We start from the raw sequence: 25908 nt of genomic DNA on the forward strand, positions 1-25908 counted from the left end.
TGCTTGTTTATCCGGCGCAATCGCCCGCCCGCGCCAAGGGAAAGGCCCCGGCGGTTCCCCGCCGAGGCCTTCTTCGTCGCCAAGCTTGTAACAAACTTCAGTTTGCCTGCCGGCGCAGGAAGGCCGGGATATCAAGATGGTCGTCGCCCTGTGGCGCCGGGGCAACAGGTGCCTGGCGACCATGAGCGTCCAGACCCTGCGGCGCGGGGCGCTTTGCATATTCGGATACCGGCGATTCGTTCGCCGAGATCTGCTGGGCGACGCTGCGGGCCGGCTTGCGCTCGGGCAGCGGCGGCATCGTCGGCATGGCCGGACCGGAGGCACGGGCCGCGATCGGCGGCTCGGTCTCTTCGTCGCGGCGGCCGAGGCCGACATTGGCCAGCCGCTGCAGCAGCGACAGGCGGGTCTTCTGCGGGTGCTCCACCTCGCCGTCACCGCTGGCCTGGCGGATTTCGGCCTGCGCCGGCATCGGCAGATCCTCGAATTTCGGCATCCGCGGAGCACGGACCGGCGACCGTTCCGCCGCCTGCGGGATGAAGGTCTCGGGCGGCATCGGCTCATGCTGCTCGGCCCGGGCGGCCTCGTGGTCCGGGAACAGCGAGGGCTTCTGGGCAATCGGCCGCACGGTGACGTCACCGTAGGAGGCCGGCTGCATCGGCGCCTGGGCGGCCGGCGCGCTGTCGGGAGCAACCGCGGCGGCGATCGCCGCGAGCGCAGCACGCTCGACGGCGGGACGTCCCTGGGGCGCGGCGGGCGGAGCCGCGATCGGCGCGACCGTCACGCCCGTCGGCGGTTCCAGCTTCTGGGCACGCTCGGCCATGCGCTGATTGTCGGCACGCAGGCGGGCGGTCAGATCGGCCAGCCGGCTCTCCGGCGAACCGCCCGACTGCTGCGCGGCGGGAGCCTGGGCGCGGGAGGCGATCGCGGCCTGCTCGATACCGGTTGCGACCACCGAGACGCGAATGACGCCGTCGAGCGATTCGTCGAAGGTGGCGCCGACGATGATGTTGGCGTCGGCGTCGACCTCTTCGCGGATGCGGGTGGCGGCTTCGTCGACCTCGAACAGGGTCAGGTCCTTGCCGCCCGTGATCGAGATCAGGAGGCCGCGGGCACCCTTCATCGAGCTGTCGTCGATCAGCGGGTTGGCGATCGCGGCTTCCGCGGCGGTCAGCGCGCGCTTCTCGCCGGTGGCTTCGCCGGTGCCCATCATCGCCTTGCCCATTTCACGCATCACGGCGCGGACGTCGGCGAAGTCGAGGTTGATCAGGCCTTCCTTGACCATCAGGTCGGTGATGCAGGCGACGCCCGAATACAGCACCTGGTCGGCCATCGCGAAGGCGTCGGCGAAGGTGGTCTTCTCGTTGGCGACCCGGAACAGGTTCTGATTCGGGATGATCAGCAGCGTGTCGACCACCTTGTGCAGCTCGGCGATGCCGTGCTCGGCGGTGCGCATGCGGCGCTGACCTTCGAAGTGGAACGGCTTGGTCACCACGCCGACGGTGAGGATTCCCATCTCGCGAGCGGCCTTGGCGATCACGGGTGCAGCCCCGGTGCCGGTGCCGCCGCCCATGCCGGCGGTGACGAACACCATGTTGGCGCCGGTGAGGTGATCGCGCAGCTCGTCCATCACCTCCTGCGCGGCCGCAGCGCCGACGTCGGGCTGCGAACCGGCGCCGAGGCCCTGGGTGACCTGGGTGCCCATCTGCACGATGCGCTGCGCCTTCGACATGGTCAGCGCCTGCGCGTCGGTGTTGGCGACGACGAAGTCGACGCCCTGCAACCCGGCGGTGATCATGTTGTTGACGGCATTACCACCCGCGCCGCCGACGCCGAAGACGGTGATCCGCGGTTTCAGCTCGCTGATGTCAGGGGGTGTCAGATTGAGTGCCATGGTTGCCTCTCTCGATTATGCGCGCGTTGGTTCGTCCCGGCCGCTGGCCGCCGGAGCTGGTGAAAATGCTGTGAGCCGGGGTGCGGTCATCAGAAGCCCTCGCGAAGCCATCGTCCGACCTTTCCGAAGTAACCGTCTGTCCCTGTCCTGAGCTGCCGCGTGCGCCGCGGTTCGACATGTTCAAGATGTGCGTATTGCGGATAGACCAGGAGGCCCGTGGGCACCGAGAACGAGGCGCCCTTCGCCTCGTTCGGCAGCCGGCCGAAGCCGAGCGGACGGCCGATGCGGACCTGACGGTTCAGGATGCGGGTCGCAAGCTCGACGGTGCCGGTGAGCTGCGAGGCGCCGCCGCTCAACACGACGCGCGCCCTCGGCTCTGCCGCAAAGGGGGAATCCGCGAGCCGGTCACGGACCATTTCGAAAATCTCCTCGGCGCGATGCCGGACAATGTTCGCAATCGTGGCGCGGGACACGATTTGCGGTGTCTCCCGATCATCGCCTGCGGTGGGAACGGACATCAGCTCGCGCGAGTCCGAACCGCCGGTCAGCACCGTGCCGTATAAGGTCTTGATTCGCTCGGCATCCGCAATGCACGCGCCGATGCCGCGCGCAAGATCCATCGTGATGTGTTGCCCGCCGAGCGCAAATCCGGATGCGTGCACGAGACGTCCGCCGGAGTATGTCGCGATCGTGGTCGATCCCGCGCCCATCTCGACGACGGCAGCGCCGAGATCAGCTTCGTCGTCGGTCAGCACCGAGAGGCCCGCGACATAGGGGCTCGACGCCATGGCTTCGACGTTGAGATGGCAGCGCTCGACCACCAGCATCAGGTTCTTGGCGACCGTCGCGTCCGACGTCACCACATTCATGTCGACGCCGAACTGTCGCGCCACCATGCCTCTGGGATCGCGGATGCCCTTGACGCCGTCGAGTGCGTAGCCGACCGGCAGCGCGTGCAGCACGGTGCGGCCCGCGCCGGCGGCGTGGCGCATGCCGGCCGACGTGACGCGGCTGATATCGTCCGAGGTCACCGAGCCGCCGCGGATATCGGCCGCGGCTTCGACCAGCTGGCCATGCTGCCGGCCGCCGGAGACCGACAGCAGGACGGATTCGACACGGACCTTGGCCATGCGTTCGGCCAGCGCCACCGCGTGGCGCACCGCCTTCTCGCATTCGGCGAGATCGACGACGGAGCCGGCCTTGACGCCGCGCGACTGGATCTGGCTGTAGCCGATCAATTCGACCGCGTGGGTGCGTCCGCGCAGCGCCTCGTTCGGCGGCGACGGCCTCAGCCGCGCAATCATGCAGGCGATCTTGCTGGAGCCGACATCGAGCGAAGCCACCATCGCGGTGCGCTTCTGCATCGGGCGGGTCTTCGGGGTCAAATTGCGATCGAGGCCGGTCATGCGGAGTCACCGGCCTTCTTCTTGGACTTCTTGTCCTTGAACAATTCGTCGCGCGCCTTGCCGGCGTCCTCGGACAATTGCACGATCAGCCGATCGGGCAGGCGCATGTCGACGGCGACAATGTCGCGCGAGAACAGCTTCTCGTCCTTGTCGAGCCTGGAGAGCGCAGCGAGCGCGTTGCCGACGTCGTTCTCCGGCAGGCGGACGTCGAGACCGTCCTTGAGGCGCAGGTTCCAGCGCCGCTCGCCGACGAAGATCGCGGCCTTGGTCACCGAACGGACCTGCGGGTAACGGTCGAGCAGCGCCAGGAAGTCGTGGGCTCTGACGTCGGCGCCCTTGCCGACCACGAGCGGCAGATTGAGGAAGCGGCGCGAGACGTAGGGCTCGAGCACGGCGCCGTCGGAGGCGATCACCGACAGGCGGCCGTTCTGCTGCCACAGCGCGAAGGCAGTGCGCTCGACGATGTCGATCTGGAGCCGGCCCGGATAGAGCTTCAGGATCGTGGCATCCGCGATCCAGGGATTGGCCTTCAGCTTGGCGCGCACGGTGTCGGCGTCGAGGAACAGCAGCGAGGAGCGGCCATTGACGCCGCCGATCGCGAGCACCTCGTCCTGGCTCAGCTGCTTGCGGCCGTTGATGCCGACGGTGGTGATGCGGAAGCCGGCGGTGTTGGCGAGCGCGTTGCGGGCGTCGCTGAGCGCGGTGGTGAATTCCTCGACATGGCCGCCTTTGACGATGCCGAGGCCCAGGCTGCCGAACAGGATCGCGAGCGTCGCGACCAGCCCGATGCGGCGCGGCAGATAGCGCTCGACCATCAGGATGTAGCGGTTCGGCGGCTCGCGATCGATGATGACTTGCGGCCGCTTGGCGGGGCGCCGGCGACGACGTGCGAGATGGGCGCCGACATACTCGCGCAGCAGCACCGCCGCTCCAATAGCGGCTGCTCTCAGGTCAGCTTGAGGCCCCAGCGATCGCAGCGATCGAGTGAGGCGTCCTGCACCATCCATTGCACGAGCTCGTCACATGTTGTGCCCGCAAACCCCGCGGGTCCCGGCACAAGTCACGTCTCGGCTAGACCGGTGGGATTAGAGTGGCCCCCTGTTCCCTGGTTGCGATCCTCGAAGCGGTAATCCGCGACAGCTCACGCCCCGGCAGCCAAGCGCTACATGCGCCGCCAGCGTTAACCTTCGGGCTTCCTGGTAAACAAACGGTAAACGACTTCGGCCTGGAGCGTGTTTTGATCAACGCTCTGAGTACTTTGCCGCGAACTCGTTAGCATTTTAGCAACAGCCGCCGGGTTCCGTCCGGCCGACCTGGCGGATTCCCGCCGGCCGGGCATTAACCTCGGACGCGGCGGCGGGCGAGCTCGATCTGGTCGTTGAGGAAGTCGGCAAAGGCGATGCCCTGTGCTTTCAAGGCCTTAGGGTACAGTGATGCCGCGGTGAGCCCCGGCAGGGTGTTGGTCTCGAGGTAGACCGGGCCATTGGCCGAGACGATGAAATCGCTGCGCGAGTAGCCGGTGCAGGACAGCGCGCGGTGCGCCCGCAGCGCATGGTCCATGATCGCGGCGCTGACCTCGGGCGCGAAACGGCCGGGACAGATCTCCTGGGTCGACTTCAGCAGGTATTTGGCTGTGTAGTCGAAGGTTCCCTCCCCCGGCACGATCTCGATCGGCGGCAGCGCGAACACGGAGCCGTCGGACTGCTCGAGCACGCCGCAGGTCGCCTCCACGCCCGACACGAACGGCTCGATCAGATATTCTTCATGCTTCGCGGCATTGCGGACCGCGACGAGGTCCTGCTTCGCGTTGACGAAGATCAGCCCGTAGCTCGATCCGTCCTTGGCGGGCTTTGCAATCAGCTTGCCGTGTTTCGCGAAGGCGTCATCGATCTGCTCGACGGTGATGCCCTGCGGCGCGTTGAGACCTGCGATCGCGGCGAAACGCTTCGCCGACGGCTTGTCGAACGCCAGATGCGACGACGCCGAGCCGGAGCCGGTGAACGCGACACCGCGCATCTCGCACATCGCCTGCAATTCGCCATTCTCGGCGCGGCCGCCATGCAAACCGAACACCAGCACACGCTGCTCGACGCTCGCCTTGTCGAGCGCCTGGTCGAGCGCGATGCCGCGACCGTCGGGTTTGAAGTCGACCTCGAACGGACGCGTGTGGCCAAGCAGTTTTTCCGATGTCACCGCATGCACGGTGTCGTCGACATCCCAGAACCAGAGGTCCGCGTCGGGCAGCGCACGATGCAGCGCCTGCGTGCTCGCCACCGAGACCAGCCGCTCCTTGTTGGTGCCGCCGAACAGAATGGTCACCTGCATCAGCTTTTCCCGATCCGCTTGATTTCCCAGTGTAGCTCAATTCCGCTGCTTTGCTTGACCCGTTCGCGCACCGTCTCGCCGAGCGTCTCGATGTCGTGCCCGGTGGCATTGCCGGTGTTGATGAGGAAATTGCAGTGCATCTCCGACACCTGTGCGCCGCCGATTTGGAGGCCGCGGCAGCCGGCCGCATCGATCAGCTTCCAGGCGCTGTTGCCAGGCGGATTCTTGAAGGTCGAGCCGCCGGTCTTCTCGCGGATCGGCTGTGCGGTCTCGCGATGGCTCTGCACCTCGTTCATGCGGGCGCGGATCACCTCAGTATCGCTGATCGCGCCGCGAAAGCGCGCCGAGGTGAACACGATGGACGGATCGACGCCGCTGTTGCGATAGACGAACTTCATGTCGGCATTGCCGAATGTATGCTTCGTTCCGTCGCGGCCGATGCCGGTGGCCTCGATCAGCACGTCCTTGGTCTCGCCGCCATTGGCGCCGGCATTCATGCGCAGCGCGCCGCCGACCGTGCCGGGAATGCCGAAGAAGAATTCCATGCCGCCGATATTGGCGGCCGCAGCCGTCTCGGCGACGCGCTTGTCGAGCGCCGCAGCACCAGCGGTGACGACATCGCCGGCCGCGGTGGTCTCTCCGAAGGCGCGCGGCGCGAGCCGGATCACGACGCCGGGCATGCCGCCATCGCGCACGATCAGATTGGAGCCGACGCCAACGACATAGACCGGCAGCTCCGGCGGCAGGCGCGTCAGGAAATAGGCGAGGTCATCTTCATCTGCCGGCGTAAACAACACCTGCGCCGGCCCGCCGACGCGAAACCACGTCAGCTCCGCCAGCGACTGGTTCGCCAGCAGCCGCCCGCGCAGCTCCGGCATCGCGGCTTTCAGGTCGGGCGTGATGTCGGGAAAGGTCATGATGCGTTGATCAATGCACGAGCTGGATTGAGATGGCGGCGTGCTAGTATCTGCGCCGGCGCCCGGGGCTTACCCCTCCCCCCGACCCTCCCCCGCAAGGGGGGAGGGAGCCTGATCAGCGTGCTCACCTCACGTAACGTCACAACCGCGCTCTGACTTTTTGCTTGAGTCAGGGAGGCACTGGCGAATGGGTTCCCTCCCCCCTCGCGGGGGAGGGTTAGGGAGAGGGGTGCGCCGCACGGCCGGTGCTCATTGAGCGAGATGAACATCATCACCCCAGCGCCTTCAATTCGCCGGGCAGCGCGTAGGCCCATTGCGTGATGTTGCCGGCGCCGAGGCAGACGACGAGGTCACCGGGCTTGGCAAGACCGTGCACGATCTTCGCGAGCTCGCCCGCGTTCGGCAGTGGGACAACGTTGCGATGGCCGTGGGCGCGCAGGCCGGCGGCGAAATGGTCGCGGTCGATGCCGGCGATCGGCGCCTCGCCCGCCGGATAGACCTCGGCGACGACGACCGCATCGGCATCGTTGAAGCAGGTGCAGAATTCCTCGAACAGCGATTGCAGGCGGGTGTAGCGATGCGGCTGCACCACGGCGACGATCTTGCCGTTGACGGATTCCCGCGCCGCCTTCAGCACCGCCGCGATCTCGACCGGATGATGACCGTAATCGTCGATCACGGTGATGCCGTTGGTCTCGCCGGTTTTGGTGAAGCGCCGCTTGACGCCGCCGAAGCCGGACATGGCCTGGCGGATGACGTCGTCGGAAACGCCGAGCTCGTGCGCGACCGCGATCGCCGCCGTCGCATTCGATGCGTTGTGGCGCCCCGGCATCGGCAGCATGATATCGGCGATCTCGTGGACCGCGCCGGACTTGCGATCGCGGATCGCGACCGAGAATTTCGAGCCGCCGCCCATCGGCGTCAGATCCTTGAGCTGCGCATCGGCCTGCGGATTCTGGCCGTAGGTGATGATGCGACGGTCCTCTATCTTGCCGACGAGAGTCTGCACCACCGGGTGATCGGTGCACATCACGGCAAAGCCGTAGAACGGGACGTTCTCGACGAAATTGCGGAACGCGTCCTGGATCGCCTCGAAGGTCTTGAAGTGATCGAGATGCTCGGGGTCGATATTGGTGACGATGACGACATCGGACGGCAGCTTCAGGAAGGTGCCGTCGCTCTCGTCGGCCTCGACCACCATCCAGTCGCCGGCACCGAGCCGCGCGTTGGAGCCATAGGCATTGATGATACCGCCATTGATCACGGTCGGATCGAGCCCACCGGCGTCGAGCAACGTCGCCACCATCGTCGTCGTGGTGGTCTTGCCATGGGTGCCGGCGATCGCGACACAGCTCTTCAGCCGCATCAGTTCCGCCAGCATCTCGGCGCGCCGCACCACCGGAATGCGCCGCGCGCGCGCCGCCATCAGTTCGGGATTGTCGCGCTTGATCGCAGTCGAGACCACGACGACATCGGCGCCGTCGACATTCTCGGCGGTGTGGCCGACCGAGACCTTGGCGCCCTTCTTGCGCAAGCGGTCGAGGTTGTAGTTGTCCGAAGCATCGGAACCCTGCACGGTGTAGCCGAGATTGATCAGCACCTCGGCGATGCCGCTCATGCCGATGCCGCCGATCCCGACGAAGTGAATGGGCCCGATCTCGCGCGGCAGTCTCATGATGCTAACACCTTCATCGTCTCCGGACTCACCCCGGCAATTCTCCGACTTATGAAAGACTGATATGGCCGGGACAAGCCCGGCCATGGCGTCCCACGGCCGAAATTCCTCGAAAGCGGCCTAAATTCCGGCCACTTTCGCAACCAGATCGGCCAGCCGCTCGGCGGCATCGAGCCGGCCGACGCCGCGCGCCGACGCCGCCATCGCGGTCAGTTTCGCGGGTTCGGCGGCGTAGGCCGAAATGTCGGCGGCGAGCCGCTCGGGCGTGAAGTCGCTCTGCGCGATGCGCAGCGCGCCGTTCGCCTGCGACAGCACGCCGGCATTGGCGAACTGGTCCTGATCGATGGCGCCCGGCAACGGCACCAGGATCGAGGGCCGGCCGATTGCGGCGAGCTCGGCGACCGTGCCGGCGCCGGAGCGCGAGATCACCAGCTGGCTCGAGGCGAGGCGCGCCGGCAGGTCGGCGAAGAACGGCGCGAGCTCGGCGTTGATCTCGAGCCGGTCGTAGACCGCGCGCACCCGATTCATGTCCTCTTCGCGCACCTGCTGGGTGACGATCAGGCGGCTCCACAGCGCGGGCGCGAGCTGCTCGATCGCCGGCGGCACGATATCGCTCATCACCCGCGCGCCCTGGCTGCCGCCGACGACGAGCAGGCGCAGCGGCCCGTTCGCCTCGGGCGGAGTGTACTTCACTGCCGCAGCCGCAAGGATCGCCGGGCGCATCGGCGTGCCGACCGTGGTGGCCTTGCCGGCCAGCGCTGGATCGCGATCGAGCACGCCGGGCAGCGAGGTCGCGATCGCGTTGACGCGGCCGGAGAGGAAACGATTGGCGCGGCCGAGCACCGCATTGGCGTCATGGATGATGCCGGGAACGCCGAGCAGCCGCGCCGCCATCAGCGGCGGCAAGGTCGGGTAGCCGCCGAAGCCGACCACGGCCGCGGGCTTCAGCCGCCGCACCAGATTGGCAGCGACCAGCGTGCCGTAGCCGAGCATCAGCGCGGTCCGCGCCAGCGAGATCGGGTTGCGGCTGCGCACGGTCGCGCTCGGCACGAGGTCGATGCTCTCCCGGCCGAACAGGCCGGAATAGCGCAGCGCGCGGCCGTCGGTGGCGAGCCGGACCCGCAGGCCACGCCTGATCAGTTCCACGGCGAGCGCTTCGGCCGGGAACAGATGGCCGCCGGTGCCACCGGCCGCCAGCAGAATCAGGGGCACGTTGTCCATGGTTTCCAGATAACCGACACGACCGTCACAGTCACCTACGCGTAGGCGCGCTGAGCGCTGGCGCCTTCCATCGATTCGATCTCGGTGCGCGGCCGCTGCCGCGTCAGCGCCAGCATCATGCCGACGCCATAGGCAAGCGACACGAACGAGGAGCCGCCATAGGAGATGAACGGCAGCGTCATGCCCTTGGCCGGGATCAATTGCAGATTGACCGCCATGTTGATCGTCGCCTGCACGCCGAACAGAATCGCAAGCCCCGAGGCTGCGAAGCGCGAGAACATGTCCTCGGTGGCGTAGGCGCGGGTCAGCGTGCGGATCACGATGAAACCGAACAGCGCGACCAGCATCAAGCAGAGGATGATGCCGAACTCTTCTGCCGCGACCGCGAACACGAAGTCGGTGTGGCTGTCCGGCAAGCTGCGCTTGGCGATGCCCTCGCCCGGCCCCAAGCCGAACCAGCCGCCATTCCAGAACGCCTCCATCGCGGTGTCGACCTGGAAGGTGTCGCCGGAGGCGGGATTCATGAAGCGCTTGATGCGGCCGGCGACGTGCGGCACCAGGAGATAGGCGCCGAACAGGCCCGCGCCCGCCGCGCCGGCGAGCCCGAACACCCAGATCATCCGCATGCCCGCGATGAAGAACAGCGCGCCCCACACGGTGAGGATCAGCATGGTCTGACCGAAGTCGGGCTCCATCACCAGCAGCGTGACCAGCGTCAGCAACAGCACCAGCGCCATCGAGGTCGCCGGCATCTCCGGCCGCTTGGTCGATTCCGCGAACAGCCAGGCCGCGACGATGACGAAGGAGGGTTTTGCGGCTTCGGAGGCTTGGATGTTGACGCCGAGCAGCGTGATCCAGCGCCGCGAGCCCTTGACCTCGGGTCCGATCAGCAGCGTCAGCACGATCAGCGCGATCGACACCGCGAACACGATCAGCGCGGTGCGCCGGATCTGCCGCGGCGTCATGAACGAGACGCCGATCAGCACCATCAGCGACGGCACCAGGAACATGACGTGGCGGTTGAAGAAGTGGAACGGATCGAGCCCGATCCGGGTCGCCACCGGCGGACTCGCCGCCAGCGACAGGATGACGCCGGCCAGCATCAACGCGGCGATCGCGACAAGCAGCAGCTTGTCGACGGTCCACCACCAGTCCGAGAACGGGGTGCGTTGGTCACGGGCGAGCATGGGCGTCCCCAGATGGCAGAGATAACGTCCATTCGTGGCGCAGGATGGTTTCCAAGGGGTTAACGGGATGGGTAACTTTTGAGGGAGGTGGAGTGGCGCCTCCGCTGCGGACCCACGCACCGCTGTCGTCCCTGCGAAAGCAGGGACCCATACTCCGCGGCGGGTTTTGTGAGAGGGACTCGTCATTCCGGCATCGCTCACCGACGACTATTCGTGGTTATGGGTCCCTGCTCCCGTGCGCAATTGCGCACTAGAGCTTTTCCCGTTCCGATGGAATCGGAACGGGGCTCTAGATTCTTGTTTTGACGCGTTTTCTTCACGCGAACCGGTATCCACTTCGCTCGAAAACGCTCCAGGCAGGGACGACGGTGAGGATGGTTCGCGATTCAAGACGTCAAACACCGCGGTGTCATCATCCGCGCATGCGGGCGATCCAGTATTCCAGAGACGCTGGTGCTCGAACCGAGCGGCCGCGGCGAAGCAGAAGGCGTGATTTGCTACCCTTCCAGGAGGAAGAAAGAACGCGGACTCGCGCCAAATCCACCGCCGTCGTCCCGGCGAAGGCCGGGACCCATAACCACAGGGTTGGGTTGTTGAGAGGAGGCTGTGGCCCAGCGTCGGGCAACAATTCGCATTCGTGGTAATGGGTCCCTGTGTCTTGGAAGTCTGTCAGGATGTGGGTGGGCGGGAAGCCGTTGGGTCCTTGGCGCTTGACGCCGCGAGCCGGCTCGGTCTCCCGCCCGTTCCATCTATCAACCTGAACAGTTGCACGAGGCTGCGCCAACAGACCTCGCATCACAGAGACAGGCACCGTGATCATAGCTCTTCGTTACGTCGGAATCGACGTCTCCAAAAAACACCTCGATACCTTTGATGAGGCTGACGGCGTGCCGAGGCGCATTGCCAACGCGACACAGGCCATCACACAGCAGGTGGCGCGTTGGCAATGCGATGCGCTGGTGGTCTTCGAGGCGACGGGTATCTATGACCTCGCGCTTCGCGAGGCGCTGCGTCAGGCCGGGATCCAGTTCGCACGGATCAACCCGGCCCGTGCCCGCGACTTTGCACGGGCCAGCGGCCTGCTCGCCAAGACCGATCCGATCGATGCGCGGATGCTGGCGGCCTTTGCGCGGGCCATGCAGCCCGCCCCCGAGCAGGTCGCCGATCCTGCACGGGGCGCCTTGGCGAGGCTTGCAAAACGGCGGGATCAGCTGGTCCTCATGCGCGCCCAGGAGAAGAACCGGCGCAGCGAGGCCGACGATCGCGCCATGGCCGAACGCATTGGCCGCCTCATCGAGGTCCTCGACAGCGAGATCGCCGGGATCGAGGCCGACATCAGCGCATTGATTAAAGCCGAAGCGCAGATCGCGGACGATGCGAAGTTAATGCGTTCGCTGCCCGGCGTGGGTCCCGTGGCCTGCATACAGCTCATCGCGCAGATGCCGGAACTCGGGCGGGTCGGACCGAAACAACTCGCAGCGCTCGCTGGCCTTGCTCCCTTCAACGTCGACAGCGGCACCTTCCGCGGCAAGCGCAAGATTGCGGGCGGCCGAAAGCGCGTTCGTGACGCCCTTTATATGGCGGCCCTCAACGCAGTTCGCAGAGCTGATCCGTTCAAGGCCTTCTATGCACGACTGCGACAGGCCGGAAAACCAGCCAAACTCGCCCTCATCGCCGTCGCCAGGAAGCTGCTCACGGTCCTCAATGCCATGATGCGAGACCGAAAGCCGTACCTGCAGACCAAACCAACATAACAGTTGCCTGCTTTCGCCGGGACGACGGCGGGTGTAAGGCGCGGTCTGTAAGTCAAACAACCGCATTCTCGCGACATGAATCGTCCGAGCCTTGCTTTTCGTTTCGTCGCTCTGAGACCAGAGGGCGCAGGACAGGTACGATGGGTTTCGCCGCGCTCTACCCATCCTGCGATTCTACGGCGTGACGTCACACCACCGGCTTGACGCCGGGCAGCGCCTGGACGATGTCGCGGAAGGCGGTGCCGCGGATTTCGAAATTGCGGTACTGGTCGAACGAGGCGCAGGCCGGCGACAGCAGCACGACGGCCTCCGCGAGCCCCGACGCCTCGGCATCGCGCGCGGCGCTGGCGATCGCGATGTCGAGCGTGCCGGACATGTCGTGCGGGACGCGGTCGCCGAGCGTGCCGGAGAATTCGGCCGCCGCCTCGCCGATCAGATAGGCCTTGCGGATGCGCGGGAAATATTCGGTCAGGCTGGTGATGCCGCCGGCCTTCGGCTTGCCGCCGGCGATCCAGTAGATGTCGGCGAACGACGATAGCGCATGCGCGGCCGCATCCGCGTTGGTGCCCTTGGAGTCGTTGACGAACAGCACGTTGCCGCGGCGACCGACCTGCTCCATGCGATGCGCGAGACCCGGGAAGCTGCGCAAGCCGTTCTGCAAGACGTCGGTCGCGATCCCCATCGCCAGCGCGCAGGCCGAGGCGCAGGCGGCGTTCTGCGCATTGTGCAGGCCGCGCAGCGAGCCGATGCCGCCTAGCCGCGCGATCTCGCTGCGCGCCGCGCCGGATGCGCGCACGATGGTCTCGTGCTCGACATAGAGGCCGTCGGGCAGCGGGTTCTTCACCGAGATGCGCACCACGCGCTTGCCGGCGCGATCGAGCCGGTCGGCGATGTTGCGGCACCAGATGTCGTCGACGCCTGTTATCGCGGTGCCGCCGGCCTGCACGCCGGCGACCAGCCGCTCCTTGACCGCGGCGTAATGCTCGAGCGTGCCGTGGCGGTCGATGTGATCCTCGCTGATGTTGATCAGGATGCCGACCGACGGATCGAGCGACGGTGCGAGGTCGATCTGGTAGGACGACATCTCGATCACATGGACGCGGCCCATGCGCGGCGGCTCCAGCGACAGGATCGCGGTGCCGATATTGCCGCCCATCTGGGTATCGTAGCCGGCGACCTTCATCAGATGCGCGATCAGCGCCGTCGTGGTCGATTTGCCGTTGGTGCCGGTGATGGCGACGAACGGCGCGTTCGGCGCGTGACGGCGGCGCTCGCGGCAGAACAGTTCGACGTCGCCGATCACCTCGCAGCCCGCCTCGCGCGCCTTCAGCACGCTCCAGTGCGGCACCGGATGGGTCAGCGGCGCGCCCGGGGTCAGGATCAGCGCGGCGAAATTCGCCCACGACACGGTGCGCAGATCGGCGGTGGTGAAGCCGGCCTGCGCCGCCTTGACGACGTTGTCGGCATTGTCGTCGGCGGCGATCACCTCCGCGCCACCGGCCTTCAGCGCGTGGCAGCTCGCGAGCCCGGAGCCGCCGAGCCCGAACACCGCGACCGTCTTGCCGGAGAAGGAGGTGACCGGAATCATGGCGGCGCTCAGCGCAGCTTGAGGGTGGAGAGGCCGGCGAGCGCCAGCATCACCGAGATGATCCAGAACCGGATCACGATCTGCGGTTCGGTCCAACCCTTCTGCTCGAAATGATGGTGCAGCGGCGCCATCCGGAACACGCGCTTGCCGGTGAGCTTGAACGAGGTGACCTGGACGATGACCGAGACCGCCTCCAGTACGAACAGGCCGCCGATCACGGCGAGCACGATCTCGTGCTTCACCGCAACCGCCGTCGCGCCAAGCATGCCGCCGAGCGCCAGCGAGCCGGTGTCGCCCATGAAGATCGAGGCCGGCGGCGCGTTGAACCAGAGGAAGCCGAGGCCCGCGCCCAGCACCGCGCCGCACAACACCGCCAGTTCGCCGGTGCCGGCGACGTAATTGATCTGCAAATAATCCGAGAACACCGCGTTGCCGGTCAGGTACGAGATCATGCCGAAGCTGGCGGCGGCGATCATCACCGGCACGATGGCAAGACCGTCGAGGCCGTCGGTCAGGTTCACCGCATTGCCGGCGCCGACCATCACGAAGGCGCCGAAGATCACGAAGAACCAGCCGAAATTGATCACGAGGTCCTTGAAGAAGGGAATCACGAGCGACGTCGAGGACACGTCGCGGCCGAGCCGGACCAGCGCGTAGGTGGCGGCGAGCCCGATCGCGGCCTCGATCAGCAGCCGCAGCTTGCCGGCGAAGCCGCTGTGCGACTGCTTTGTGACCTTCAAATAATCGTCATAGAAGCCGACGAAGCCGAAGCCGAGCGTCACCGCCAGCACGATCCAGACATAGGGATTGAGCGGGTTGGCCCAGAGCAGCGTCGACACCACGAGCCCGGACAGGATCATCAGCCCGCCCATGGTGGGCGTGCCCTTCTTGGAGATCAGATGCGACTGCGGACCATCGGTCCGGATCGGCTGGCCCTTGCCCTGCCGCAACCGCAGATGATCGATGATCCAGGGCCCGAACAGGAATACGAACAGTGCGCCGGTCACCATCGCACCGCCGGTGCGGAACGTGATGTAGCGGAACACGTTCAGCGCGCTGCGGAACGCCCCAAACCCCGGAACGGTGTTGGACAGTTCGATCAACCAGTAGAACATTCGAGGAGTCCTATACCGCTTCTTCGTGCGCGGCCTTGTCGGGGAAGCGTTTTTCCAGCGCGCTGACAATGAGCTTCATCTTCGATCCCAGCGAGCCCTTCACCATGATCACGTCACCGGCACGGACCGCGGCGACCGCCTGCGCTTCGAGCGCCGCCGAGCTCTCGGCATAGCCTCCCCGCTTGCCGGTGGAAAGGGCATCCCACAGATTCCGCATCAGCGGACCACAACAATATACGAGGTCGATGCGGTTGGCGGTCACGGCCTCGTTGAGGCCGCGGTGCAAATCGGGCCCGGTCGGCCCGAGTTCGAGCATGTCGCCGAGCACGGCGATGCGCCGGCCATGCGGCCCGGTCTGGGCCTGGCCGAGCACGTTGAGCGCAGCCCCCATCGAGGCCGGATTGGCGTTGTAGCTCTCGTCGATCAGCATCGCCTCGCCATGGCCGACCTCGAGGGTGCGGCGGAAGCCGCGACCGGTCGGCGCCTCGAGCTGCGACAGCGACAGCGCCGCGCGCGCGATATCGGCGCCGAGCAGCGAAGCGCCGGCGAGCACCGCGAGCGAGTTCATCGCCATGTGCTGGCCGGGCATGCCGATCTTGTAGGTGATGTCGTGATCCAGAATATCCGCATGCACCGCCGAGCAGGTCGCGTGCAGCGACAGGTCGAGCAGCCGCGCCTCGGCGCGCTTGTCGGTGCCGAAGGAGACGATGCGCGAGATGCCGGCCTGCTTCGCCTGCTTTTGCAGCCGCGCGAATTGTCCATTGTCGCGGTTGAGCACGACGGCGCCATCGGGCTCGAGCCCTGTGAAGATCTCCGCTTTGGCGTCGGCGATCGCCTCGATGCCGGCGAAGAATTCCAGATGCACCGGCTCGATCGTGGTGATGATTGCGACGTGCGGGCGCACCATCTTCACCAGCGGCGTGATCTCGCCGGCATGGTTCATGCCGATCTCGAACACCGCAAAGCGTGTGCTGGCCGGGCAGCGCGCCAGCGACAGCGGCACGCCCCAATGATTGTTGAACGACGCCACCGAGGCATGGGTCTCGCCCTGCGCCGACAGCACGCGGCGCAGCGCCTCTTTCGTCGAGGTCTTGCCGACCGAGCCGGTCACCGCGATGATCTGCGCGTTGAGCCGCGCGCGCGAGGCATGGGCGAGCTCGACGAGAGCGGCGAGCACGTCGTCGACCACCAGCAGCGGCGCATCAGTGGGAAACTTTGCCCGTTGCGCTGTCTCGACCACCGCGAGCCCGGCGCCGGCCTTCAGCGCCGCCTCGACGAAGGCATGGCCGTCATGGACGTCGCCCTTGATCGCGAAATACGCCTCGCCCTTTGCAATGGTGCGGCTGTCGATCGAGAGACCGGTGACGCCGTCCGGCAGCGCGCCTTGCGTGGCGGCGCGCATCGCGGTCGCCATCGCATCCGAGGTCCACAACATCGTGCTCATGCGCCCTCCGCAGCCAGTGCACTGGCGACCGCTTCATGATCGCTGAACGGCAGCGTCGTATTGCCGACGATCTGCCCGACCTCGTGGCCCTTGCCGGCGACGACCAGCGCATCGCCCGGCGCGAGGCCGGCAATGCCGGCACGGATCGCCGCGGCGCGGTCGCCGATCTCGCGCGCGCCCTTCGCCGTCGCCATGATCGCGGCGCGGATCGCCTCCGGCTTCTCGCTGCGCGGATTGTCGTCGGTGACGATGACCTGATCGGCATTCTCGGCCGCGATCGCGCCCATAATCGGACGCTTGCCGGCGTCACGGTCGCCGCCGGCGCCGAAGATCACGACGAGCTTGCGCTTGGCATAGGGCCGCAGCGCCTGCAGTGCCTTGGCGAGCGCATCGGGCTTGTGGGCATAGTCGACGAAGATCGGCGCGCCGTTGTGCTCGCCGACGAATTCCAGCCGGCCCTTGGCGCCTTCGAGATGTTCGAGACCGCCGAACACGTCGGCGGCGGCGCTGCCGGTGCCGATCGCAAGCCCGGCCGCGACCAGCGCATTCTCGATCTGGAATTCGCCGACCAGCGGCAGCCGGATCGCGTGCTTGCGCCCGCGGTGCTCGATCAGGAGCCGCTGGGCAAAGCCTTCGATGGCGGCATCGAGGAGCTTGATGCCATCGCCTGCATCGGCGTTGCGCCCGACCGCGATGATGCGCAGGCCGCGCGAGCGCGCCGCATCGATCACCTCGCCCGAACAGTCATGATCGGCCGAGATCACCGCGGCGCCGCCTGGCGCGACCAGATCGCGGAACAGCCGGAGTTTTGCGTTGAGGTAATGCGCGACATCGGGATGATAATCCATGTGGTCGCGCGACAGATTGGTGAAGCCGCCGGCGGCGATGCGCACGCCGTCGAGACGATACTGGTCGAGGCCGTGCGAGGACGCCTCGAACGCCAGATGCGTGACGCCGTCGCTCGCGATCTCGTCGAGCTGGCGATGCAGCGCGATCGGATCCGGCGTGGTCAGCGAGCCGTAGACCGTGCGCTTGTCCGAGACGAGGCCAATGGTGCCGATGCTGGCGGAGGAATGTCCGAGCCGCTGCCAGATCTGGCGCGTGAACGCTGCGACCGAGGTCTTGCCGCTGGTGCCGGTCACCGCCGCGATCGTCGCGGGCTGGCGGGAAAAGAATTTAGCCGCAGCGAGCGCCAGCGCGCGGCGCGGATTCGGCGTAATGACGAAGGGGGCGCGAGCGTGACCTTGCGGCAGATGGTCGCTGACGACCGCGACCGCGCCGGCAGCGATTGCCGCATCGACGAAGCGCGCGCCGTCGGTCCTGCTGCCGGCCAGCGCGAAGAACAGGTCGCCCGGCTTCACCGCCCGGCTGTCGACCGCAAGCCCTCCGACGACGATGGTGTCGGCACTTGGATCGATCGTGGCATCGGCGTCGAAGAGGTCGCGAAGTCTCATGATCTTCCAGTCTGGCCGGCGCCGTTCTGGCGCCGTCGCTTTAGCATGATCTATCCGGAAAACCGCATCGCACTTTTCGCTAACGCGGCCGTTCCGGTCCGGATCATGCCGTGAATATACGCCTTACTGGGTTGTTCTGGATGCCGCAAGAATAAGGCGGTCGGACGGCGGCAGGTCGAATCGCGGTTCAACGCCCAAAAGCGGCGCAATTCGGGCGATCACATTGCCGCCGGTCGGCACCGCATTCCAGCCCGAGGTGATGAACCCGTAGGTCTCCTTCAGGGGCTGCGGCTCGTCGAGCATGATCAGGAGCTGGTATTTCGGATTGTCGGCGGGCAGGATCGCGGTGAAGGCGTTGAGCACGCGCTTCTTGGCGTAGCGGCCGTTGATCACCTTCTCCGCGGTGCCGGTCTTGCCGCCGATATAGTAGCCCTTGACGTCGGCCTTCTTCGCGGTGCCGATCTCGGCATTGAGCCGCATCAGATAGCGCATCTTGTCCGAGGTCTCGGGCTTGATGACGCGCTTGGCGAGCGCCATCGCCTCCTGCTCGGTGCGCTTCAGGAACGTCGGCGGGATCAGGTAGCCGCCATTGACCAGCGCATCGATGCCCATCACCGCCTGCAGCGGCGCCACCGCGATGCCGTGACCGAACGAGATGGTGACGGTGTTCAACTCTCCCCACTTCTTCGGCACGATCGGGGACGCGCTCTCCGGCAATTCGGTGCGCAGCCGCTCGAGCTGCCCCATCTTGCGCAGGAAAGCCTTGTGCGCGTCGACGCCCATCGCCAGCGCAATGCGCCCGGCGCCGATGTTGGAGGAATAGTAGAACACCTCCTTCATGTTGATCATGCGGCCCATGTTGTGATCGTCATGGATCGCGAACTTTCCGTAGTGCAGCGGGCCGCGCGCATCCCACATCGAGTTGAGGTCGAACCGGCCGCTGTCAAGCGCCATCGCCAGCGTGAACGCCTTGAAGGTCGAGCCCATCTCGTAGACGCCGGTGGTCAGGCGGTTGATGCGATCGGGATCGTGCGCCTCCTTCGGATTGTTCGGGTCGAAATCCGGCAGCGACACCATCGCCACGATCTCGCCGGTGCGCACGTTGGAGACGAGGCCGGAGGCGGCCTTGGCCTTGAACTTCTCTTTCGCCTTGAGCAGTTCGTCGCGCAGCGCGTGCTCGACGCGCAGGTCGACCGACAGCTCAACCGGCTTCTGCAGCCGGTCGGTGGCGAAGCCCGCGCGATGCAGATCGGCCAGACCGTTGCTGTCCAGCCACTTCTCCATGCCGGCGATGCCCTGGTTGTCGATGTTGACCAGGCCGATCAGGTGGGCGACCTCGTTGCCGGTCGGATAGACGCGCTTGTTCTCGCGCAGGAAGCCGACGCCGGGAAGGCCGAGGCGATGGATGTCGCTCTGCTGCATCGGCGTGATCTCGCGCTTCAGCCAGACGAAGCCCTTGCGCGACGACAGGCGGTCGCGCACTTCGCTGGTGTCGAGATCGGGCAAGGCTCCGGTCAAGAGCTCGATCGCCTCGTCCTTATCGATCAGGCGGCGCGGCTCGGCGAACAGGCTCGGCGCCTTGACGTCGGTGGCGAGGATTTCGCCGTTGCGGTCGGTGATGTCGGGCCTGGCGGTCGCGATGGCGTCCTGCGAGGCGGTGCGGCGCGCGCCGTGGCTGTCGGCGCCGACGGCGAACAGCACCAGCCTCCCCGCCAGCACGCAATAAACCGCGGCGAAAGCGAGGATGGCGAGGCCAACGCGCGCGCGCGCCTTGGCGGCGCGGTCGACATTGCTGCCATACAGCAGCGTGCGGATCAGCCGTTGGTTCCAGGGCTCGGCGGGCTTCACGGCCGGCGTGTTGGCGGGTGCCGGATCGGTCATGGCTGGTCCCGTCATTGCTGGTCTCCCCCGCCCTGCCCGAAGTCTTCGGGCGCAGGCTGGTCGGCGGCCGGCTGGTCGGTCGCCGCCTTGTCGATCGATCCGGTCGTGCTGTCGGGCGCCGCGGCGGCCTCGATGGTGTCGATCATCGCGCCGATCGGATCGCGCGAACCGGGCCGCGTGAAGCTCGGCGGCCGCTCCGGCAGGTTCTTCAGGGAATCGTACTGGTTGGCGTTGACCGGCTTCAGCGGCAGGTGGCGCTCGGCGAGGCCCTGCAGCCGGAGCGGCGCATCGAGCTTGGCCCATTCGGCGCGCAACGCGGCGATCGCGTTGCGCTGCTCGCGGATCTCGGCATTGAGCTGCAGCACGCGTTCGACGCGCGCGGTCGATTCCATCTTGATGCGGTAGACATAGGACGCCGCGAAGATCAGCATGCCGATGACGAGGAGATGGAGAAGGCGCATCGTCACCCTCCCCGCTTCAGGTCGGACAGACGCGGCCATGACGGCAGGTCGTCGTCGGCGCGCACCGGCGCCGCGGTGCGTTCGGCGGCACGCAGCTTGGCCGATCGCGCGCGCGGATTGGCAGCAAGCTCGGCCTCGTCAGGCGTCACCGGACGCTTGGTCAGGATCTGAAAGCTCGGCGCCAACTGCGCCACCTCGGGCAAATGCCGCGAGCCGGCGGAGACCTTGCCGCGTTCCGTGAGGAAATTCTTGACGATGCGGTCTTCCAGCGAATGGAAGGAAACCACGACGAGCCGGCCGCCCGGCTTCAGCGCGCGCTCGGCGGCTGCGAGCGCCAGATAGAGCTCATCGAGCTCTTCATTGACGAAGATGCGCAGCGCCTGGAAGGTCCGCGTCGCCGGATGGATCTCGTTCGGCTTGGCGCGCACGACTTTCGCGACGATATCGGCAAGCGCGTCGGTCGTCGTGATCGGCGCGTCCTTGCGCGCGGCGACGATGGCGCGGGCAACGCCACGCGAATGGCGCTCCTCGCCGAAGATATAGATGATGTCGGCGAGCTGTTTCTCGGAAGCCGACGCGACCACATCGGCCGCGGTCGGGCCGCTCTGGGCCATCCGCATGTCGAGCGGACCGCCGAGGCGGAACGAGAAGCCGCGCTCGGCCTGGTCGAGCTGCATCGAGGAGACGCCGACATCCATCACGACGCCGTCGACCGCATCCATCCCCTGCGACGCGCAGACCTCGGCGAGGTTGGAGAAGCGATCCTCGACCAGCGTCAGCCGACCGCCCGCGCCGTCGACCAGATCGAAGCCGCCGGTTATCGCAGTGCGGTCGCGGTCGATCCCGATCACGCGGGTCTCGGCGACATCGAGGATCGCCCGGCTGTAGCCGCCGGCACCGAAGGTCGCGTCGACATAGATGCCGCCGGCGCGCGGATCGAGATACGCGACCGCCTCACGGCCCAGCACCGAAATGTGACGCGGCGCACGCTCGCTCATGCGCTGCTCCCGGGCGGGGCCGCGTAACTGGCATACAAGCTGGGTGCGCGCCGACTCATTGCGCCTCGAATCCTCGCGCCCAGAGCCTTCTTCGTTCCGATTCGATCGGAACGGAGCTCTGGATTCCTGTCTTGACGCGTCTTCTTCACGCGAACCGGTATCCACTTCGCTCGAAAACGCGTGAAAGAGCCGCTGCGTGACGCCAGCGCCAACTCCCGTCCTCGGCCGCAAATCCTGATATCCGACCGGAATTGGGAGGGTTTCCATGGGATTTCGCGCAAACAGCGGGGCTCAGCGTCCATTGGCCGTCCCCCGAAACCGGTTCGGCACTTCACCTCTCAGTAACGGCACTTAACGTTAAGAAAACGTTGATGATCGGTTAGCGGAATCGCGCGCCTTTGATCCGCATTCGAGTGATACCCTCGCGCCCCACTCCGGGCGCGGCGCATCGTGCGGATCGTGGAACCCGGCAGGGGTCGATTGCGCGGCCCGCACGGTAAAGGAATAGTAAACGCCTATTTGTTTATCCATATGTCAAAATGCTTTCTCCTGGTTCGGGTTTGAGTGATTCGTATGGCTTCAAGTTCGTCTTCGTCCGGCAACGCTGATCCGAAGCGTCAGCGCGCCCTCCCTGTTCCAAAGGGGGTGGCGGACGCGAAGACGTTCACGCCGGATTCCTCGATCGCCTCCGACGTGATCCCGTCGGCGAACTTCGGCGATCGCGCCAATGGCCGGCAACCCGACATGATCGTGCTGCACTACACCGGCATGCCCGACGTCGAAGGTGCGATCACCCAGCTCTGCACGGCCGGCACCGAGGTCTCGGCGCACTACATCGTGCTCGAGGACGGCCGCATCGTGCAGTGCGTGCCGGAGAGCAAGCGCGCCTGGCACGCCGGCGTGTCGGCGTGGGCCGGCGATGACGACATCAACTCCTGCTCGATCGGCGTCGAGATCGTCAATCGCGGTCACGATTGGGGCTATCCGGACTTTCCGCTGCGCCAGATCGCGGCCGTCATCGCGCTGTGCCGCGGCATCATGCTTCGCCGCAAGATCGTCTCGCATCGCGTGCTCGGCCACTCCGACGTGGCGCCGGCGCGCAAGAAGGATCCCGGCGAGAAATTCCCGTGGCACTCGCTGGCCAATTCCGGCGTCGGGCATTGGGTGCAGCCGGCGCCGATGGTGCGCGGCGACGCGCTGCAGCTCGGTGCGATCAGCGACAGCGTCTCCAACATGCAGGCCGCGTTCCGGCGCTACGGCTACAACATCCCGACCAACGGCAAGTTCGACGGCCCGACCATGGAGGTCGTCACCGCCTTCCAGCGCCACTTCCGCCCGGAGCGCATCGACGGGATCGCCGACCGCTCCACCATGGCGACGCTGCACGCGCTGCTCGAGAGCCTGCCGCCGGATGCGGCGACGGTGGTCGCGTCGAGCTAGGCTCGCCTCCGTCCGTCATTGCGAGGAGCGGTGCATTTTCCGGCCAAGTGTTCGTGCACATTGGAACTTTTCGGCAAATGCCGTCTTTCTAGCTGGGGCGGTCCGAGTGGAGATTCGTCCATGTTCAAAGCACTCATCGCCGGAGCTGTCGCCGTCGGCCTCATCGTCGCTCCGACAGCCGCAAGCGCTATGTCGACCCAGGACAAGACCATGTCGACCAAGCACAAGACCCAAAAAGTCCATCATGCGCAGAAAAAGACAAAGATGGCACCCGGCACCACGACCGGCATGTCGAGTGGGGCGACGACCGGGCAGTCGAGCACCGGCGCCAAGGCAAAGACAGGGTACTGAGCAAGCTCAACGCCGCACGGCGCGCTGACGATCGTGGATGAATCGCGCGCCGTCACAGGCCACACACGAGATGGGGTGCGTCACCCCATCTCGGCGATCCGCCGCGCATAAAGCCGCCGCAGCGGTTCGAGTTGCGTGGCTGCCGTTGCGGCGAGATAGGCCCGCCGCGCTTCGTCCTTGCGGCCGAGGCGGCGCAGCAAATCGGCGCGCACCGCGGGCAGCTGGTCATATCCCTTCAACGTGCCACGCGCGTCCAGCGCGTCGATCAGGTCGAGCGCGCGCGCCGGGCCGTCGACCATCGACACCGCGGCAGCGTGATTGAGCTCGATCACCGGCGACGGGCTGATGCGCAGCAGCACCTCATAGAGACCGGCGATCTGCGGCCAGTCCGTGTCCTTGTAACTCGGCGCCCGCGCGTGCAGCGCGGCGATCGCGGCCTGCACGGCGTAGGACTGCGGCCGGCCCGGCATCCGCAGCGCCTCCTCGACCAGTTCGAGGCCTTCGGCGATCTGCTGGAAATCCCACAGCGAACGGTCCTGCTCCTCGAGCAGCACGATATCGCCGCCGGCGGTCTGGCGGCCGGCGCGGCGCGCATCATGCAGCAGCATCAGCGCCAAGAGCCCCTTGATCTCGCCGCGCGCCGGTATCAGCGCATCGATCAGCCGCGCCAGCCGGATCGCCTCGCGCGCAAGATCAGGCCGCATCAGATCCTCGCCGGCGGTCGCCGCGTAACCTTCGGTGAAGACGAGGTAGATCACCGCGAGCACGCCGGTGAGGCGCGGCTCCAGCGCCTCGCGCTCGGGCACCTCATAGGGAATGCCGGCGAGTTTTATCTTTTGCTTGGCGCGCAAGAGGCGTTGCGCCATGGCGTCCTCGCTCACCAGGAAGGCGCGCGCGACCTCGACCGTCGTCAGCCCGCACACCGTGCGCAAGGTCAGCGCGACCTGGACCTCGGCGGCAAAGGACGGATGGCAGCAGGTGAAGATCAGCCGCAGCATGTCGTCGTCGAGCGTTGCATCGGCCGGCTCGGGCGAGGACTCCGCATCGAGCAGGATCTGATGCGTCAGCTCCTGCTGCTTGCCGCGAAACGTCGCCGCGCGGCGGACGCGGTCGATCGCCTTGTTGCGGCCGACATTGACCAGCCAGGCACGCGGATTGGAGGGGAATTCGCCGATCGGCCAGCGCTGCAGCGCCACCGCAAAAGCATCCTGAAGCGAATCCTCGGCCAGATCGAAATCGCCGACGAGCCGGATCAGCGTTGCGAGCGCCCGGCCCGCCTCGTCGCGAAACACTTTTTCGATCTGGCTGGGGGTCATGGCGATCAATCGTTGCTCGGCGACCGCGCCGGGCGACGCGGCCGCTACATCCATCTGGCGATGATGCCGCTATCGCGGGTTGTCGTAGATCATCACCGGCCTGACTTCGATCGAGCCGGTCTTGGCGCCGGGAATCCGCGCCGCAAGGCCGAGCGCCGTGTCGAGATCCTTGGCATCGACGAGATAGTAGCCGCCGAGCTGTTCGCGGGTTTCCGCAAACGGCCCGTCGGTCGTCAGCGTCTTGCCGTCGCGCACCCGCACGGTGGTCGCGGTCGATACCGGCTGCAGCCCGTCTCCCGCCTTGAAGTGTCCGCTCTGGATGATGGACTGGGTGTAGACGGCATATTCCGCCGACAGGGCCTTGCGGTCGTCGGCATTCATACCGCCATATTCCGCGTCGCTCCGGTAGATCAGCAACAGGTATTGCATCTTGAGAACTCCTCTTGATCGGCTGGATCGCCGACACCCAGTCGAACGGGCGACACGCAGGACGACATCGTCAGGATAAGTTATTTGGCCGCCCGGCGTGAATGCCACGCCTGCCCGGCGGGCAGCGGAGCGGGCTTATATCGGATAATCCGATAATAATCGCCAGTATTATTCGTTTGTTAAATTCATGGCAGCGCGTAGCCTTGGGGTCGAGATGCCCGGAGGACTCGCCATGACACCACTGCCGCAGACAGCAACGCGCCTTTCCCGGCTGTTGCTGTCGATGCTGTACCGAATCCTGCGCAGCCGGATCGTGGCGAAACCGCGCCATCACGCCAGTCAGGTCGCCTCGACCATCGCCGCGGGCGGCCATCCGCTCGGCGTGTGAGCAGGCAATGCAACGGGGGACCACGCGCCTGAAGGCGCTGCGTCAGCTGATCGCCGACGAGGGTCTGACCATCGCGATCCTTGCGGCGGTCGCCGCAGCGACGGTGATCGCATTTGGTTTCGGAGCGGAAGCTGACATCGTCGCCTCGATGCTGGTCATCGGCCTCGTGACCGCGCTGGCGGAGACCCGCCTGCGATCGGGAAAATAGCGGTCACCCCACGGCGGGCGTCATGACAACGATCCTGCCTGCTGCGCGGCGCGGCGCCGCAACTCCTTGAGCTCCTCGAAACGCCTGGTCACGTCGCGCATCACGGCGACGGTGCCGGCGACCTTGTGCGCCGCATCGTGCAGCATCTCGATGGTGAATTCGACGGAGATGCGCGTGCCGTGCCTGGTCAGCGCCGGCACCGACAGCAGATCGCCCCGACCGTAGCGGCTCGTCCCGGTCGCCATCGTGTGCCGGAAGCCGGCCCAGTGACGCGCGCGCAGATTCTCCGGAATGATCAAATCGAGCGATTGTCCGATCGCCTCCTCGGCGCTGAAGCCGAACATCCTGACCGCGCCGGGATTCCACAAGGTGATGCGGCCTTCGGCATCGGTCGCAACGATCGCGTCGGAGGCGCCCTTGAGCAACGCGTCTCCCACTTCTGCCGCAATATCCATCGTC

General features: G+C 66.4%; 23 protein-coding genes and 1 pseudogene. 5 read left to right on the forward strand and 19 right to left on the reverse strand.

Annotated elements, in window-relative coordinates; translation table 11 throughout:
- Positions 1-97: 97 nt before the first annotated feature.
- The 9 genes and pseudogenes from ftsZ to ftsW all read right to left on the reverse strand — a co-directional run bounded on the left by ftsZ (position 98) and on the right by ftsW (position 10622).
- Positions 98-1891, reverse strand: a complete 1794-nt coding sequence (gene ftsZ / locus ACE10X_RS32330) for a cell division protein FtsZ (RefSeq protein ID WP_304557612.1) — start codon at positions 1889-1891, stop codon at positions 98-100.
- A gap of 89 nt (positions 1892-1980) precedes the next feature.
- Positions 1981-3297, reverse strand: coding sequence for a cell division protein FtsA (ftsA, locus tag ACE10X_RS32335; protein ID WP_028332543.1), 1317 nt, complete (start codon positions 3295-3297; stop codon positions 1981-1983).
- A complete protein-coding gene (locus tag ACE10X_RS32340) occupies positions 3294-4304 on the reverse strand; it encodes a cell division protein FtsQ/DivIB (RefSeq protein WP_057015001.1) in 1011 nt (336 codons plus the stop codon). The genes ftsA and ACE10X_RS32340 overlap by 4 nt, the downstream gene beginning before the upstream one ends.
- Positions 4244-4538, reverse strand: a pseudogene (locus tag ACE10X_RS32345) (D-alanine--D-alanine ligase); the annotation flags it as partial. The gene ACE10X_RS32340 and the pseudogene ACE10X_RS32345, both read right to left, overlap by 61 nt.
- 97 nt (positions 4539-4635) lie before the next feature.
- The gene (locus ACE10X_RS32350; RefSeq protein ID WP_038388190.1) at positions 4636-5622 is read right to left on the reverse strand and encodes a hypothetical protein; all 987 of its coding nucleotides are present in this window, start codon (positions 5620-5622) and stop codon (positions 4636-4638) included.
- The gene (murB, locus tag ACE10X_RS32355; protein ID WP_375763384.1) at positions 5622-6539 is read right to left on the reverse strand and encodes a UDP-N-acetylmuramate dehydrogenase; all 918 of its coding nucleotides are present in this window, start codon (positions 6537-6539) and stop codon (positions 5622-5624) included. Before murB ends, ACE10X_RS32350 begins: the two co-directional genes overlap by 1 nt.
- Before the next feature lie 271 nt (positions 6540-6810).
- Positions 6811-8214, reverse strand: coding sequence for a UDP-N-acetylmuramate--L-alanine ligase (gene murC, locus ACE10X_RS32360; protein WP_038388188.1), 1404 nt, complete (start codon positions 8212-8214; stop codon positions 6811-6813).
- Positions 8215-8334: 120 nt separating this feature from the next.
- Positions 8335-9435 carry an undecaprenyldiphospho-muramoylpentapeptide beta-N-acetylglucosaminyltransferase gene (murG, locus tag ACE10X_RS32365; protein ID WP_038388187.1) on the reverse strand — a complete coding sequence of 367 codons (1101 nt, stop codon included), beginning with the start codon at positions 9433-9435 and terminating at the stop codon, positions 8335-8337.
- A gap of 35 nt (positions 9436-9470) precedes the next feature.
- Positions 9471-10622: a putative lipid II flippase FtsW gene (ftsW, locus tag ACE10X_RS32370; protein WP_028342184.1), complete on the reverse strand. Its 1152-nt coding sequence runs from the start codon at positions 10620-10622 to the stop codon at positions 9471-9473.
- A gap of 812 nt (positions 10623-11434) precedes the next feature.
- Here ftsW and ACE10X_RS32375 point away from each other — a divergent pair.
- Entirely contained in the window at positions 11435-12376 is a 942-nt protein-coding gene (locus ACE10X_RS32375; RefSeq protein ID WP_304557611.1) for an IS110 family transposase, read from the forward strand.
- Positions 12377-12563: 187 nt separating this feature from the next.
- Here ACE10X_RS32375 and murD read toward each other — a convergent pair whose 3' ends face one another.
- The 7 genes from murD to rsmH form a co-directional block, all read right to left on the reverse strand.
- The gene (gene murD / locus ACE10X_RS32380) at positions 12564-13964 is read right to left on the reverse strand and encodes a UDP-N-acetylmuramoyl-L-alanine--D-glutamate ligase (protein ID WP_038383090.1); all 1401 of its coding nucleotides are present in this window, start codon (positions 13962-13964) and stop codon (positions 12564-12566) included.
- 8 nt (positions 13965-13972) lie between these two features.
- Positions 13973-15079 carry a phospho-N-acetylmuramoyl-pentapeptide-transferase gene (gene mraY, locus ACE10X_RS32385; RefSeq protein ID WP_016846578.1) on the reverse strand — a complete coding sequence of 369 codons (1107 nt, stop codon included), beginning with the start codon at positions 15077-15079 and terminating at the stop codon, positions 13973-13975.
- 10 nt (positions 15080-15089) lie between these two features.
- The gene (locus tag ACE10X_RS32390) at positions 15090-16523 is read right to left on the reverse strand and encodes a UDP-N-acetylmuramoylalanyl-D-glutamyl-2,6-diaminopimelate--D-alanyl-D-alanine ligase (RefSeq protein WP_038383089.1); all 1434 of its coding nucleotides are present in this window, start codon (positions 16521-16523) and stop codon (positions 15090-15092) included.
- Positions 16520-17977: a UDP-N-acetylmuramoyl-L-alanyl-D-glutamate--2,6-diaminopimelate ligase gene (locus tag ACE10X_RS32395; RefSeq protein ID WP_038383088.1), complete on the reverse strand. Its 1458-nt coding sequence runs from the start codon at positions 17975-17977 to the stop codon at positions 16520-16522. The genes ACE10X_RS32390 and ACE10X_RS32395 overlap by 4 nt, the downstream gene beginning before the upstream one ends.
- A 123-nt stretch (positions 17978-18100) precedes the next feature.
- On the reverse strand, positions 18101-19858 hold the full coding sequence (locus ACE10X_RS32400; protein ID WP_038383087.1) for a penicillin-binding protein 2: 1758 nt from the start codon (positions 19856-19858) through the stop codon (positions 18101-18103).
- 11 nt (positions 19859-19869) lie between these two features.
- The gene (locus ACE10X_RS32405; RefSeq protein ID WP_038383086.1) at positions 19870-20319 is read right to left on the reverse strand and encodes a hypothetical protein; all 450 of its coding nucleotides are present in this window, start codon (positions 20317-20319) and stop codon (positions 19870-19872) included.
- 2 nt (positions 20320-20321) lie between these two features.
- Positions 20322-21317: a 16S rRNA (cytosine(1402)-N(4))-methyltransferase RsmH gene (gene rsmH, locus ACE10X_RS32410; protein ID WP_038383085.1), complete on the reverse strand. Its 996-nt coding sequence runs from the start codon at positions 21315-21317 to the stop codon at positions 20322-20324.
- Between the two features lie 573 nt (positions 21318-21890).
- Here rsmH and ACE10X_RS32415 point away from each other — a divergent pair.
- Positions 21891-22757 (forward strand): N-acetylmuramoyl-L-alanine amidase, encoded by an 867-nt coding sequence (locus tag ACE10X_RS32415; protein WP_162832406.1) that lies wholly within the window; start codon positions 21891-21893, stop codon positions 22755-22757.
- Between the two features lie 120 nt (positions 22758-22877).
- Positions 22878-23108: a hypothetical protein gene (locus tag ACE10X_RS32420; protein WP_038383083.1), complete on the forward strand. Its 231-nt coding sequence runs from the start codon at positions 22878-22880 to the stop codon at positions 23106-23108.
- A gap of 80 nt (positions 23109-23188) precedes the next feature.
- Here the strand turns inward: ACE10X_RS32420 and ACE10X_RS32425 are convergent, their stop codons facing one another.
- Together ACE10X_RS32425 and ACE10X_RS32430 are read right to left on the reverse strand one after the other, a co-directional pair.
- Positions 23189-24424 (reverse strand): RNA polymerase sigma factor, encoded by a 1236-nt coding sequence (locus ACE10X_RS32425; RefSeq protein ID WP_038383091.1) that lies wholly within the window; start codon positions 24422-24424, stop codon positions 23189-23191.
- A 69-nt stretch (positions 24425-24493) separates the two neighbouring features.
- Positions 24494-24853, reverse strand: a complete 360-nt coding sequence (locus ACE10X_RS32430) for a YciI family protein (protein ID WP_028332558.1) — start codon at positions 24851-24853, stop codon at positions 24494-24496.
- Between the two features lie 232 nt (positions 24854-25085).
- Between ACE10X_RS32430 and ACE10X_RS32435 the strand changes: the two genes are divergently transcribed.
- Together ACE10X_RS32435 and ACE10X_RS32440 are read left to right on the forward strand one after the other, a co-directional pair.
- Complete coding sequence (locus tag ACE10X_RS32435; RefSeq protein ID WP_157787882.1) at positions 25086-25241, forward strand: hypothetical protein; 156 nt, start codon at positions 25086-25088, stop codon at positions 25239-25241.
- 7 nt (positions 25242-25248) lie between these two features.
- Positions 25249-25449, forward strand: coding sequence for a hypothetical protein (locus ACE10X_RS32440; protein ID WP_038383082.1), 201 nt, complete (start codon positions 25249-25251; stop codon positions 25447-25449).
- A 20-nt stretch (positions 25450-25469) separates the two neighbouring features.
- On the opposite strand, the gene ACE10X_RS32445 is transcribed toward ACE10X_RS32440, so the two are convergent.
- Entirely contained in the window at positions 25470-25904 is a 435-nt protein-coding gene (locus ACE10X_RS32445) for a PAS sensor domain-containing protein (RefSeq protein ID WP_038383081.1), read from the reverse strand.
- Positions 25905-25908: the final 4 nt, after the last annotated feature.

The organism is Bradyrhizobium sp. Pha-3, assembly GCF_042258325.1.
GTDB classification, from domain to species: domain Bacteria; phylum Pseudomonadota; class Alphaproteobacteria; order Rhizobiales; family Xanthobacteraceae; genus Bradyrhizobium; species Bradyrhizobium elkanii.

What these genes read in the sequence shown, in the direction of transcription:
- ACE10X_RS32350 (WP_038388190.1), bottom strand. Translation starts at nt 5,622, where the DNA reads ATGCAGGTGACCATTCTGTTCGGCGGCACCAACAAGGAGCGGCTGGTC.
- mraY (WP_016846578.1), bottom strand. Translation starts at nt 15,079, where the DNA reads ATGTTCTACTGGTTGATCGAACTGTCCAACACCGTTCCGGGGTTTGGG.
- murC (WP_038388188.1), bottom strand. Translation starts at nt 8,214, where the DNA reads ATGAGACTGCCGCGCGAGATCGGGCCCATTCACTTCGTCGGGATCGGC.
- ftsA (WP_028332543.1), bottom strand. Translation starts at nt 3,297, where the DNA reads ATGACCGGCCTCGATCGCAATTTGACCCCGAAGACCCGCCCGATGCAG.
- ACE10X_RS32440 (WP_038383082.1), top strand. Translation starts at nt 25,249, where the DNA reads ATGCAACGGGGGACCACGCGCCTGAAGGCGCTGCGTCAGCTGATCGCC.
- rsmH (WP_038383085.1), bottom strand. Translation starts at nt 21,317, where the DNA reads ATGAGCGAGCGTGCGCCGCGTCACATTTCGGTGCTGGGCCGTGAGGCG.
- ACE10X_RS32415 (WP_162832406.1), top strand. Translation starts at nt 21,891, where the DNA reads ATGGCTTCAAGTTCGTCTTCGTCCGGCAACGCTGATCCGAAGCGTCAG.
- murG (WP_038388187.1), bottom strand. Translation starts at nt 9,435, where the DNA reads ATGGACAACGTGCCCCTGATTCTGCTGGCGGCCGGTGGCACCGGCGGC.
- ACE10X_RS32420 (WP_038383083.1), top strand. Translation starts at nt 22,878, where the DNA reads ATGTTCAAAGCACTCATCGCCGGAGCTGTCGCCGTCGGCCTCATCGTC.
- ftsW (WP_028342184.1), bottom strand. Translation starts at nt 10,622, where the DNA reads ATGCTCGCCCGTGACCAACGCACCCCGTTCTCGGACTGGTGGTGGACC.
- ACE10X_RS32390 (WP_038383089.1), bottom strand. Translation starts at nt 16,523, where the DNA reads ATGAGCACGATGTTGTGGACCTCGGATGCGATGGCGACCGCGATGCGC.
- ACE10X_RS32405 (WP_038383086.1), bottom strand. Translation starts at nt 20,319, where the DNA reads ATGCGCCTTCTCCATCTCCTCGTCATCGGCATGCTGATCTTCGCGGCG.
- ACE10X_RS32395 (WP_038383088.1), bottom strand. Translation starts at nt 17,977, where the DNA reads ATGAGACTTCGCGACCTCTTCGACGCCGATGCCACGATCGATCCAAGT.
- ACE10X_RS32400 (WP_038383087.1), bottom strand. Translation starts at nt 19,858, where the DNA reads ATGACCGATCCGGCACCCGCCAACACGCCGGCCGTGAAGCCCGCCGAG.
- ACE10X_RS32435 (WP_157787882.1), top strand. Translation starts at nt 25,086, where the DNA reads ATGACACCACTGCCGCAGACAGCAACGCGCCTTTCCCGGCTGTTGCTG.
- ACE10X_RS32425 (WP_038383091.1), bottom strand. Translation starts at nt 24,424, where the DNA reads ATGACCCCCAGCCAGATCGAAAAAGTGTTTCGCGACGAGGCGGGCCGG.
- ftsZ (WP_304557612.1), bottom strand. Translation starts at nt 1,891, where the DNA reads ATGGCACTCAATCTGACACCCCCTGACATCAGCGAGCTGAAACCGCGG.
- ACE10X_RS32445 (WP_038383081.1), bottom strand. Translation starts at nt 25,904, where the DNA reads ATGGATATTGCGGCAGAAGTGGGAGACGCGTTGCTCAAGGGCGCCTCC.
- murB (WP_375763384.1), bottom strand. Translation starts at nt 6,539, where the DNA reads ATGACCTTTCCCGACATCACGCCCGACCTGAAAGCCGCGATGCCGGAG.
- ACE10X_RS32430 (WP_028332558.1), bottom strand. Translation starts at nt 24,853, where the DNA reads ATGCAATACCTGTTGCTGATCTACCGGAGCGACGCGGAATATGGCGGT.
- murD (WP_038383090.1), bottom strand. Translation starts at nt 13,964, where the DNA reads ATGATTCCGGTCACCTCCTTCTCCGGCAAGACGGTCGCGGTGTTCGGG.
- ACE10X_RS32340 (WP_057015001.1), bottom strand. Translation starts at nt 4,304, where the DNA reads ATGGATGGTGCAGGACGCCTCACTCGATCGCTGCGATCGCTGGGGCCT.